Source organism: Treponema putidum, assembly GCF_024401155.1.
Classification (GTDB): domain Bacteria; phylum Spirochaetota; class Spirochaetia; order Treponematales; family Treponemataceae; genus Treponema_B; species Treponema_B putidum.
This window is the reverse complement of the sequence record NZ_CP038804.1, coordinates 1,597,295-1,609,089: the sequence shown is the minus strand read 5'-3', so window position 1 is coordinate 1,609,089 and position 11,795 is coordinate 1,597,295. Positions and strand designations below refer to the sequence as shown.

Annotated in this window: 12 protein-coding genes; 8 read left to right on the top strand and 4 right to left on the bottom strand. The window is 39.0% G+C overall.

What is annotated here, in order from left to right; genetic code table 11:
• Window positions 1-12: 12 nt before the first annotated feature.
• From E4N74_RS07555 to E4N74_RS07545, 3 genes are all read left to right on the top strand, one after another.
• Window positions 13-2,418 (top strand): Lon protease family protein, encoded by a 2,406-nt coding sequence (locus E4N74_RS07555; RefSeq protein WP_255804831.1) that lies wholly within the window; start codon window positions 13-15, stop codon window positions 2,416-2,418.
• Window position 2,419: 1 nt separating this feature from the next.
• On the top strand, window positions 2,420-3,616 hold the full coding sequence (gene xseA, locus E4N74_RS07550; RefSeq protein ID WP_255817149.1) for an exodeoxyribonuclease VII large subunit: 1,197 nt from the start codon (window positions 2,420-2,422) through the stop codon (window positions 3,614-3,616).
• A 95-nt stretch (window positions 3,617-3,711) separates the two neighbouring features.
• Window positions 3,712-4,140 (top strand): hypothetical protein, encoded by a 429-nt coding sequence (locus E4N74_RS07545; RefSeq protein ID WP_044977368.1) that lies wholly within the window; start codon window positions 3,712-3,714, stop codon window positions 4,138-4,140.
• 4 nt (window positions 4,141-4,144) lie between these two features.
• Here the strand turns inward: E4N74_RS07545 and E4N74_RS07540 are convergent, their stop codons facing one another.
• The 4 genes from E4N74_RS07540 to E4N74_RS07525 are packed head-to-tail and all read right to left on the bottom strand — an operon-like array spanning window position 4,145 to window position 8,269.
• Window positions 4,145-5,992, bottom strand: a complete 1,848-nt coding sequence (locus E4N74_RS07540) for a TRAP transporter large permease subunit (protein WP_044977366.1) — start codon at window positions 5,990-5,992, stop codon at window positions 4,145-4,147.
• A gap of 15 nt (window positions 5,993-6,007) precedes the next feature.
• A complete protein-coding gene (gene dctP, locus E4N74_RS07535; protein ID WP_044977365.1) occupies window positions 6,008-7,036 on the bottom strand; it encodes a TRAP transporter substrate-binding protein DctP in 1,029 nt (342 codons plus the stop codon).
• Entirely contained in the window at window positions 7,033-7,998 is a 966-nt protein-coding gene (locus E4N74_RS07530; RefSeq protein WP_255819326.1) for a TRAP transporter TatT component family protein, read from the bottom strand. The genes dctP and E4N74_RS07530 overlap by 4 nt, the downstream gene beginning before the upstream one ends.
• Window positions 7,999-8,008: 10 nt before the next feature.
• Window positions 8,009-8,269 (bottom strand): hypothetical protein, encoded by a 261-nt coding sequence (locus tag E4N74_RS07525; protein ID WP_255817148.1) that lies wholly within the window; start codon window positions 8,267-8,269, stop codon window positions 8,009-8,011.
• Window positions 8,270-8,397: 128 nt separating this feature from the next.
• Between E4N74_RS07525 and glmS the strand changes: the two genes are divergently transcribed.
• The 5 genes from glmS (at window position 8,398) to rnc (ending at window position 11,623) form a co-directional block, all read left to right on the top strand.
• The gene (gene glmS / locus E4N74_RS07520; RefSeq protein ID WP_044977362.1) at window positions 8,398-8,817 is read left to right on the top strand and encodes a methylaspartate mutase subunit S; all 420 of its coding nucleotides are present in this window, start codon (window positions 8,398-8,400) and stop codon (window positions 8,815-8,817) included.
• Window positions 8,818-8,847: 30 nt separating this feature from the next.
• Window positions 8,848-10,227 carry a methylaspartate mutase accessory protein GlmL gene (gene glmL / locus E4N74_RS07515; protein WP_255817147.1) on the top strand — a complete coding sequence of 460 codons (1,380 nt, stop codon included), beginning with the start codon at window positions 8,848-8,850 and terminating at the stop codon, window positions 10,225-10,227.
• Window positions 10,228-10,420: 193 nt separating this feature from the next.
• Window positions 10,421-10,609 carry a 50S ribosomal protein L32 gene (rpmF, locus tag E4N74_RS07510; RefSeq protein WP_044977360.1) on the top strand — a complete coding sequence of 63 codons (189 nt, stop codon included), beginning with the start codon at window positions 10,421-10,423 and terminating at the stop codon, window positions 10,607-10,609.
• Window positions 10,610-10,622: 13 nt separating this feature from the next.
• Window positions 10,623-10,859: an acyl carrier protein gene (acpP, locus tag E4N74_RS07505; RefSeq protein WP_044977357.1), complete on the top strand. Its 237-nt coding sequence runs from the start codon at window positions 10,623-10,625 to the stop codon at window positions 10,857-10,859.
• Between the two features lie 23 nt (window positions 10,860-10,882).
• Window positions 10,883-11,623: a ribonuclease III gene (gene rnc / locus E4N74_RS07500; RefSeq protein ID WP_145475332.1), complete on the top strand. Its 741-nt coding sequence runs from the start codon at window positions 10,883-10,885 to the stop codon at window positions 11,621-11,623.
• Window positions 11,624-11,795 lie beyond the last annotated feature (172 nt).

Genomic DNA, 11,795 nt, shown 5'->3' with positions numbered 1-11,795 from the left:
TAAGGAGCTTATATGACAGACGGTGCTGCAGAAAAATTAGACCTCAACGAACTGGAATTTTCTTTTCCCGAATCTAAGATTAGGGAGTTAAAAAATAACGGAACCGGCTCAACTATAGTTGGTCAGAACCGTGCTCTTAAGGCAATAGAACTGGGTCTCGGTATAGAGGGCGAAGGCTATAACATCTTTGTTATGGGTGCGCCCGGAACAGGCCGAAGAACCGTTATATCATCTCTCTTGCAGAATTATAAACCAAATTCTACAAAACTTCAAGATATAGCCTATGCTTACAACTTCGGCCGCCCGATTGAGCCCATCGCTTTATTTTTTCCTCCAGGTGAAGGGAACCTGTTCCGCAAAAAGATAAAAAAAGCCGTGGGGAAGATTCATACTCAAACTCTTGCCCTCTTAAAGTCTGAGGTCTTTTTAGCCGAGCAGAAAAAAATCGTTACTAAAACCGATAATGAAGAAAATCTTCTTTTGATGGAATTTGAATCCAAGATGCTTCATATTGGGTTTAAGGTATTGCAGATAAAGGATGAAAACAATCAATCCTTAGACTTAATTCCTATCATAAAGGGAAAAGAAATATCTTTTAGCGAGCTTCAATCCAAAGCTGCCCGAAAAAAATTCAGCGAACAAGAACTTGCGGCCTTGCGCGAAAAATACTATGCTTCCCTCGATGAGATGTCTGAGCTTTTTTCTATTCTACGGGATAAAAGAATTGAAATGGATGAAAAGCTGATAAAGCATCAAAAAGATTCCATTATGCCGATAATTAAAGAAGCGCTCGAGCCTTTAAAGATGTTAGTTGAGTCCTACAAAACAAAATCCGGTAACCCGAAACAAATAGAAGATAATAAAAAAATACTTCTATTTTTAAAAAAAGCCGAAGACGATCTAATCAGCAGAATGAATATCTATAGTTCCGAATTTAAATCTTCGAGGGTAAAGAAAAATTTTTTCGGGCGTTACCTTATAAATCTTATTTGTGAAAATAATAAGGATAAAAATTATGTAATAAATGAGAACCTGCCGAGTTTTACAAATTTATTCGGCACGATAGAATCTCATTCCGATTCGGATGCTCCGGAAATTAACGGACATTTACGCATAAGAGAGGGTGCAGTCCACAGAGCCTTCGGCGGCTATCTTATAGTGCGTTTGCACGATTTACTTGAAGAAGACGATTCATGGTCTTATTTAAAAAGAGTTTTGCAGTCGGGAAAAATCGAAATACAGATGCCTCCTTCGGGCAACCATACTCCAAGCGTTTTTAAACCTGAGGCTCTTCCTGCAAATTTTAAGATAATTATAATAGGAGGAGAATACACTTATGATATTCTTTATCAAGAAGATCCGGACTTTTATAAACTCTTTAAAGTTTGTGCGGAATTCGATTCTGTCATGCAAAAAAACGATAAAAATATCGCTTCCCTAATTCATTTGACCGAACACCTTTGTAAAGAAAAAAAAGCTCTTAACTTTGATGATTCGGGATACAGCCGCTTAATTTCCTATGCTTCGGAGCTTGCAGGCTCCCGCCATTTACTTACGGCTCAATTCACTAAAATTTCCGACCTTATAATCGAAGCCGATTTTAATGCAAAGCAGCAAAAAAAGGATACCATTTGTGCAGGCGTATTAAACGATACAATCGAAAAGAGACGCTATCTTCATGCCTTGCCGGAAGAAAAATTTGCCGAGATGGTTCAGTTGGGCGAAATTCTGATAGATGTTTCCGGTACAAAACTTGCAAAAATAAACGGTCTCGCTGTAGAGGAGCGAGGCTATCATTCTTTCGGCGTACCCGTTTCGGTTACGGCTCAAGCCTCGCCAGGTACGGGAGGCATTATCAATATAGAAAGAGAAGCCGGGCTTTCGGGAGAAATCTATGATAAAGCTCATCTTATAATAACCTCGCTTTTGAGAGAAAAATTCTCGAAAGATATACCTCTTTCAATTTCTGCCAGTATTTGTTTTGAGCAGTCCTACAGCTACATTGACGGAGATTCGGCCTCATGTGCCGAATTCTTGGCTCTTATTTCTGCAATAGGCGGTTTTGAGATGAGGCAGGACATAGCCGTTACAGGCAGTCTAAACCAGCATGGTATGGTTCAGCCCGTAGGAGGCATAACCGAAAAAATAGAAGGCTTTTTTAACACGTGTAAAATATTGGGCTTTACCGGCACCCAAGGGGTTATGATTCCGGTCAGCAATAAAAACAACTTGTTTTTATCTAAGGATGTTCAAAAAGCCGTAAAAGAAGGTAAGTTTAATATTTGGACAATAAAGACAATAGACGAAGGAATAAAACTTCTATCCGGTCTTCAAGAAGAAATGTATACGTGGATGATTTCTCAAAGGCTTGAAGAGTTTTATAAAAAGGTCAATGAAATTTCTTTGAGGAAAAATTAAGATGCCACAAACTTATTCCGTCTATGAAATTACTTTACAGATAAAAGAGCTTTTGGAATCCGGTTTCGGATATGTTTCGATTGAAGGAGAAATTTCAAACTTCCGGCCATCGGCAGCGGGGCATCTTTATTTTACGTTAAAAGATGAAAAGGCTTCAATTCAGGCTGTTATGTTTAAGGGAAAAAGCCGCTCCCTCGGCTTTGAACCAAAAGACGGTCTGACTGTAAAAGCTGAAGGATCAATTTCGGTATATGAGCAGCGCGGTTCTTATCAAATTATCATAGAAGCTATGAGCCTCGCAGGCGAGGGAAATATCTTAAAAATGCTGGAAGAACGCAAGAAAAAACTTGCTTCAGAGGGCATTTTTGATTCCGAAAAAAAGAAGCCCTTGCCTTATTTCCCGAAACGCATTGCCGTAATTACAAGCCCCACGGGAGCCGCCGTTCGGGATATTATAAATGTAGTAAAAAGAAGGAACGAAAAAATTGACATAGTTGTTCTTCCTGCAATCGTTCAAGGTGATGAGGCTGCCCCTGCCTTGATTAAGCAGCTAAAAATTGCCGATGATAAAAAATTAGGCGATGTTATCATAATAGGGCGGGGAGGCGGCTCTTTGGAAGACCTCCTTCCATTTTCGGATGAAGATCTTGTCAGGGCAATAGCTGCCTGCAAAACCCCTGTTATTTCTGCGGTAGGTCACGAAATAGACTGGGCACTCTCCGATTTTGCAGCCGACATGAGGGCTCCCACTCCTTCTGCCGCCGCAGAGCTGGCCGCTCCCATTTTAAATGATATTATGTACTCCATAGCCGTAAATCGGGAAGACCTTACACAAAATATTGAAAACCGCATCGAAAGGATAAGGCTCATGCTTAATAATTTTAAGCCCGATTCCTTGGAGCTTAGGTTTAGAAATATTCAGCAGCCCCTTCTTGCAAGATTTGATAATGCAAAGGAAGAAATTCTATCCGGCATGCAGGAAAAATGTAAGGAACTTAGGCAAAGGCTTTTAATTTTAAACAAAATTTTGGAAGGGGCAAATCCTCAAACTATTTTGGACAGGGGCTACTCCATTGTCCGTAATGCCCAAACAGGAAAAACTATCCGCTCCTTTTCTCAAGTTAAAGATGGCGAAAGCATTTTAATTAAGCCTTCAAAAGGAATAATAGAGGCAGAGGTAAAAAGAGCAATGAGTTAAAACTCAATTTATCTCTACAGCAAGAGCATTCTTATTCCGATACAATAAAAAGAGCTGATTTTAAAAGGCGTTGATTTTAAATTATGGAGGTTTTTATGAAAAGAACTGTAGGTCTTGTAGTATTGCAGATTGCATTAGCTTTCTTTTTGATTGTTGCGGGAATATTGGGGCTTATCCGCTCCTCTGCAGGGGAATTGGGACAGGCTATATCTCTTTTGGATGTTGTTTTTAAAAGCCGGACAATAACAACGGTCATTATAATAACCTTGGCAGTAGCCGAACTGATTGCAGGCGTGTTTTTGATTGTAGAATTTTTTTCTGGCGAAATTCGCTTGACCGGTATAATTCTAATAGTTTTTATGATTTTATGGATTGTAAATATTGTATTAATAGATATTATTGGCCCGATAAACGGTAATATCTTTACAAGTACAATGTCCGTATTAAATTATCTTTCTCAGCTTTCAAGGCACCTAATGATTCTAGGTGCTATTATTGCAGTAAAGGATAAAAGCCGAGTTTAAGTTCTTATTTGATAAAAACCATACTGAACCATGGAATATATGTAATTAAAAGCAAAATGACAAATTGGACAGCCAGATATGGCAGTATGGTTTTTACTATTTTGATTACCGGCTTTTTGAAGGTGTAGCTTGCTATAAAAAGATTCATTCCGATGGGCGGGGTCAAAAAACCGAGGGCTAGGTTAGTTAAAAAGATTACTCCCATGTGCACAGGATGTATACCGAAACTTTCAGCAACAGGAATTATAAGGGGCGAAACTACCAATATGGCAGAGTATAAGTCCATAATACAGCCTACTATCAACAGCAGAATGTTTAATAGCAGCAGAAATAAAACTTTTGAACCGACAAAAGTAATTGCAAGTTCCGAAAGCATTTGGGGGATACCTGCATAGACTAAAAAGAAGGCAAGCCCTTTTGCGGCTCCTATTATTACGAGCACTCCTCCTGCAACCGGTATACTTTGCAAAATAACGTCAAAAGCTTTTTTTACGCTAAAATCTTTTCTTATAAAAACTTCAAGCACAAACGAATATAGAACCGTAAAGGCTGCGGTTTCAAACAGGCTGAAATAGCCTCCAAAATATACAATTACTATCAATATGGGAAGAAGAAGCTCGAAAAATCCCGCCTTAAAACTTTTAAAAAGAGCCTCTTTTGAAAACCTAATTCTTTTTGAGTTTTTATCCTTTATGATTCCTATGGCCATCATCGACAAGGCTAAGAGTGCTCCCGGAAGGACAGCACCCTTAAAAAGGTCAAATATGTTTACGGTCATAAAATTAGTTGCTCCATAAACTATAACGGCCAAACTAGGAGGCAATAAAAGGCCTATAGAACCGGAGGCTGTTATAAGAGCTTCCGAATCATCTTCGGTATAACCCGAACCGGTCAAAATTACGCTTAAAATTCCTCCCAGGGCCAATATTGTTACGCCTGAAGCTCCTGTAAAGGTTGTAAAAAATGTTGCGACCAATACTGCTGAAATTACAACACCGCCCCTTATACATCCGACAGAGCTTTTTACAAAGTCCAAGAGCCTTTTTCCTGCACTCCCGCCTGCCAAAAGGTAGCCTGCAACCGTAAATAGAGGAATTGCCGCTATGGAGGTATCCGTTAAAATGTTATAGGTTTCCATGGGGATGCTTTCAACATATCCTCCTGTAGTCATAAACGCAAAATATGCTAAACCTAAAAGTGCAATGTAAAGCGGTATTCCGAAAAGGCTGAGAACGGTAAACACTAAAACAATTAGCCAAATGACATTTCCTGAAAAATTTTGTACGGATATGGAAATACCGCTTAAAATAGATGCGATACCTGAATTGTTTATTTCAGGGTACCATGAACCGAATATTAAATTTAAAAGCCCTAAAATAGAGCCCGTACTTATTAAAAAACCCAATAAAATACCGCCTATGCTTGTGAAGACACTCTTGCTTCTTTTTATTTCCAATACAAGCATTGCCAAGTACATTGGAGGGAGTGCAGAAAAGAAAATTTTTATTGGGATATATAAAACATGATCTTCGGAAGAAATCATATTATAGTTTGGAAATACCGAAAAAAATACGGCTGTAAGGACTGCTATATTGATGCATGCAAGAACCTTATAAATTATGTTTTGAATTTTTTGATTGAATTTGGATGTAAAAATTTCTATATTTAGTTGTTTTTTATCTGCTGTTGTTATAATACCTGCAAGGCATGCAAATACAAACACAAGTTGAACAATCAATCTTTCCGATTCTAAACTATTTTTCCCAAAACCTACGGTTATGTGGATAACAAACGGCAGCACAACCAGCACTGCCGTAAGAGCTAGAATAAAACCATTAACTATCTTTCTCATTTTGTAATAATATACTTATTTGCGGTATGCTTCAAGCTCTGCAGAAATCTTTTCATATATTTCAGCATTTATTAAACCCGGAATAGTTTTTTGTACCCGTTGCATATCGGAGTTGAACTCTTTTGTCCATTCCTTTCTTTGCTGAGGATTCAGACTTATTATTTTTAAACCGTCCTGCCTCATTTTTTTTACATAGTCTTTTTCCATATCTTCAAGAGCTGCATTTAATTTTTTTGTTGTTTTATCCATTGCTTCCAGCATTGCCGGTTTATACTCATCAGGGATAAGTGCCCAAGATTCGTCGGCAATTACGAAGCCTGCCATTATAGGACATAAGCGGGCATCAAGTATGTAAGATACGTCTTTGTGCAGTCTCAGTGTATAAGCAAGAATTGAAATCGATGTGAAACTCCTTGCCCCTGTCACAGCTTTTAGTTCTTGATTGAATTTTGCGGGAGCTACGGGTGATACATTAAAGCCTGATATTTTTAGAACATCTGCAAAGTCTTTTGTATCGTTTGAGCATATCATTTTTATCTTTTTTAATTCAGCAAGGCTTGAATAGGAATCCTTTGTATAAAATGAGAGCCACCCAACATTTGACCATGTTATAAGTTTACACCCGTTTTTTTGAATTTCATTTCCAAAGGCATATCCGTACTTACTTAATACAAAATCAAGTTCTTCTTGATTTTGTATTAAAAATGGAAGAGACAGGGTAAAAATTTTTGCATTCGGTGCAAGCTCATTTAGGCCGACCGGACTTAAGATAGCCCCGTCAATTTGAGGTCTTTGTCCCGGGCGGGGCGGTTTCATCTTTACAATGCCTGCCTTTTCTCCTCCAAGGACTGTCATATCCATAAACCTAACGCTTACAAGACCCTTTGTTATTTTGTTCCATTCTTGGGCTAGTTTTTTTAATTCAATGTCCCAAGGGGTTCTTGCCGGAGCACTGCTTGCAATCTTTAAAACGATTTTCTGTTGAGCAAAAACGCCTGAAATCATTACAAGTACAAAAAAAGCAAACAATAATTTTTTCTTCATTCCATATCTCCCAATATAAACATTTCCTTATTTTCTTTTAGCCATTTTGCATATCTTTGCGAAATGCTTATGGCCAGCTTATTAGCCGGATCCGATTCGGGATTGATTGCTAAGGCTTTTTCGATTGCTTCATCAAATCCCTTGCCGTCCTGCCTAGGTACACAAAAAGAGAGGGCATAGGTTACATAAATTGAAGGACTTTTCCCTCCGGCTAGCTCAAGGGCATTTTTATAGGCTATCTCGGCCTTTTCAATATTTCCGCCCAGACTGTCCGGTGCTGAGGCGTAAAATTTAGCCAAAATTTCCCACACTGCTCCTTCAGAATAATCAGGATCAAGGCTGCAAACTTTTTCAAGCATCAGCCTAGCCCCTTGAACGGCTTGTAAACTTTGAATATCTAAGGGATCAAGGGAAAAGGCTGCCAAAATGCCGGCTCCTGCCCAATGTAAGGCTTCCGTATCATAGGGTTTACAATTTTTGAGCATTGCCTCTATTTTTTCCGTATTATCGGAATTTATAGCTTCGGTAAATCCGGGATAGGCTATATCGAGGGCCGAAAGGATTTTGTTATATCCTCTTTTATAAAACTTTTTTGCTCTATTAAAAGCCTCATCTTTTTTATCGTATTCGTCATCCGAAAGATAATTGGCAGGACCTTCTACAAATACGTTTGCATACATTATGTAAAGCTCGCCCGTCATTATTGCAAGCCCCCTATGTGCGGGGTTTGCAATGTGCATCCCCTCATAGAGTTTCAAAATGACTGGAAAAACCTCTCCTACGAGTTCTATATCATCCTCTTCGGTTAAGGCTGTAATGGGATTCGGAGCATCGGGATCAGGCTTTATTTTTTTTTCGGGAAGGGGAGCCATGGCATTTGCTGCCGAATTATAGGCCATTTTTTTTATTGAACATGAAGAAAAACCAAGAAGAGTTAAGGTAAAAAATAACCCTATGAACATTATAAATCCATTATTTTTTTGTAGTTTTTTCATTTTTCCAGTCCTCTATAAATTTTTCATAGGCTGATATTGAAGCTGAAAGGGCTATTTCATGAACCTTGCTGCGTCCGTTAATATTGTTTCCTTCAAGTACATAAAGAGCCTCTAGGGTGCCTTGAAGATCATCTATCGAGCAGTCTTTATCGTGCTCCCGTCTTCTTGTTAAAACCCTTATTTCGTCATCAAATAGTTCGTCAAATTTTTTTGTTTCCCAGTCTGTGGTTTCCGGCATATTTGAGTAATATACTCAATTTTAATATTTTTTACAAGAAGTACTTCTTTGTCTTTTTAGCGTACTTGACATATCTTTCTTTTAATAATAGACTGATTTTAAACACGATGAATTTGAGGAGGCGGAATATGGCAAGAAAGATTAAACTTGTATTGGGTGTAATAGGCTCTGATTGTCATGCTGTCGGTAATAAAATTTTGGATTACTCTTTGACTGAAGCCGGTTTTGAGGTAAACAACATAGGCGTTTTAAGTCCCCAAGAGGACTTTATAAATGCAGCCCTTGAAACGAATGCGGATGCGATTTTGGTATCTTCCCTTTACGGACAAGGCGAGCTTGACTGCAAGGGCTTGCGCGAAAAATGCGATGAAGCTGGCTTAAAGGGTATTAAACTTTTTGTAGGCGGAAACATAGTTGTAGGTAAACAGGATTTTGACGATGTTCACAAACGTTTTACCGATATGGGATTTGATCATGTTTATCCTCCGGGAACTCCGGTTGAAACGACTATTAAAGATTTATATGCGGATTTTCCCGATCATGCATAGAACTTAACTTGAATTTAAAATTTACTCAAAATGAACTGCTATTTATTTGTTGACTTCGGAAGTACCAACACGAAGATAACTCTTGTGGATATCGAAAAAGAAGACATAATCGGCACGGCGAAAGCTTATACTACCGTTGAAACCGATGTTATGACCGGCTATAATAATGCCCTTGAAATCTTGCACAAAAAAACCGGAACGGATTATAAGGTAGTAAAAAGCCTTGCTTGTTCTTCGGCCGCAGGAGGCTTGAAGATTATAGCCATAGGCCTTGTACCTGAACTTACAAGCGAGGCGGCAAAACGGGCTGCTCTGGGGGCGGGAGCCAAGGTAATTCACACTTACAGCCACAATCTTAACAAAGGTGAAGCTGAGGAGATAGTAAACTCAAATGCGGATATAATCCTCTTAGCTGGCGGAACCAATGGAGGCGATTCGCTCTGTATAATACACAATGCAAAAATGCTTGCAGATTACGGTATTAAGGTTCCTGTTGTAGTTGCAGGCAACAAGAGTGCCGAAGATGAAATAATCGAAATCTTTAAAGACAAGGTAGACTATCATCTGGCTGAAAACGTAATGCCGAAGATAAACAAGCTCAATGTTGAAAGTGCCCGCGAAACAATCCGCAGCATCTTTATGAATAATATCGTGCATGCAAAGGGCATGACCCATGTCGAAAGCAATATAGATAATATCCTTATGCCGACTCCTGCTGCCGTCCTAAAGGCAGCCCAAACCCTGTCTGAGGGTACTGACAATGAAGCGGGTTTAGGAGACCTTATTGTCTTGGATATAGGCGGGGCTACAACCGATGTTCATTCTGCTGCGGAAGGAGATCCGACCCAAGGCTCTGTCTTTTTGTACGGTCTTCCTGAAGCCTTTTTAAAACGCACAGTGGAAGGCGACCTCGGTATGCGTTACTCACTTCCGACCGTAGCCTCGGTGCAAGGGCCTCACGGGCTTAGACACTATCTTCCAAAAGAATATAAGTACAATATTGAAGAAGAAGTCAAAAAACGGAATGAGCACACCGATTTTATTTCTGAAAACGAAAAGGATTTGGCCTTTGATTGTGCCGTTGCCAAGGTATGTGCCGATGTTTCTATGAGCCGTCATGTAGGAGTTTTGACTCCTGTTTATACCGGCTGCGGAGCCAGTTTTCAGCAAGAAGGAAAGGATTTAACCCAGCTGCGTTACGTAATAGGGACAGGCGGTATTTTGGTTTATAATTCCCATTATAAAGAAATTATGGAAGCTTGCAAATTCCGTGAGGATGATCCTTTTAGCTTAAAACCTAAAAATCCCCAGTTCCTCCTTGATAAGGAGTATATTTTATCGGCCATGGGGCTTTTGGCCACCGAAGAACCCGATATGGCAATAAGGATAATGAAAAAATATCTGGTGTAAACCAATCCTTTGGATTTATCCTATGGATTTTATCCTCTGGATTTTGGAATTTTGCACGGAAATCAATTTTGGATTTTGGCTTGACTTTTTGCGGGTTTTAGTGTAGAATAGGCACTTAATTATGTGAATAGCCGCAAAAAGGTGCGGCAAATACGTTTTTTAATTTTAGATATTTTGTAGTGGAGGATTGAGTATGGCTGTACCAAGAGCAAATACTTCAAAGGCTAGAACAAGACGCCGACGCGGTATAAATATGCGTTTACAAGCGCCTAATCTTGTTGAGTGTTCCGGATGCGGTAACTTGATTATGCCTCATCATGTATGCCCCAAGTGCGGGTTTTATAAAGGCAAACAGGTTGTTAACCCCGATAAATTAGACTAGAGGAGATGGTTTTATGGATGATTTATTCAAAAAAATTCAGCAATTAATTGCAGCAAAGTTGGAAATTGATGAAGATAAAGTTACTTTAGATTCTTCATTCCGGCAGGACTTAGGTGCCGACAGTCTTGACACCTATGAACTCGTTTATGCCCTCGAAGAGGATATGGGTATTAAGATCCCGGACGAAAAGGCAAATGAGTTTGAAACTGTCCGAGATGCTTATGAATTTATCAAAACGCAGCAAAAATAAGTTTTGTTTTTAGGAGGAGTTCTTTGTTTCCTATAAAATGCGGTCTTGAGCCCAAAAGGAAGCAGGAGCTCCTTGAATTTCAAAAGCAAGCGGGATTGAAATTTAAAGATTTACGCTTGCTGGATCTTGCTTTCCATCACAGATCTTTTTCTAATGAAAATAATAGTTTTCACGCGAATAACGAAAGACTGGAATTTCTAGGTGATTCCGTACTGGGGCTTATTGCGGCTTCTTATCTTTATAAATCCTTTCAAGATAGGCCTGAAGGGGAGTTGGCAAAAATAAAGGCATCCGCTGTTTCGGAAGAAGCTCTATCTAAAACCGCTCATGAGCTAAACATAAGTAAATATTTGGTTTTGGGTAAGGGAGAAGAAATGTCCGGCGGGCGGGAAAAAAAGGCTATTCTTGCCGATGCTCTTGAAGCTGTCATAGGGGCTTACTACCTTGATTCCGGCTTTAAGACGGCTCAAAAATTTGTGCTTAACCTTTTAGAAAAAACTATCACTTCGGTTTTAGAAAAAAAATTTATAAGCGATTATAAATCCCTCCTTCAAGAATTTGTACAAAAGAAATTTAAAACAGTTCCGAAATATGAGCTTAAAAAGATGAGCGGTCCAGACCATGACCGCACCTTTTGGTTCTCGGTTTCAATAAACGGTAAGGGTTACGGCCCCCTTTCCGGTAAAACAAAAAAAGAAGCGGAGCAGGCTGTAGCAAAAGTGGCCTATGAGAACCTCTATGCTGAGGCTGCTGTGTCAAAATAGCTCTATTTAAGATGAAAATTTGGCACAATAGTATTTTTTGTCCCTTTTAAGCTCTATCATTTTTTAATAGACATAAATTTACATTTCTTTTATAATTGTGTAACTCTATATTGAATATAGACTTATGGTATTTAATAAATTTTTTATCCTTTTGTTTTAATTTGGCATAAAA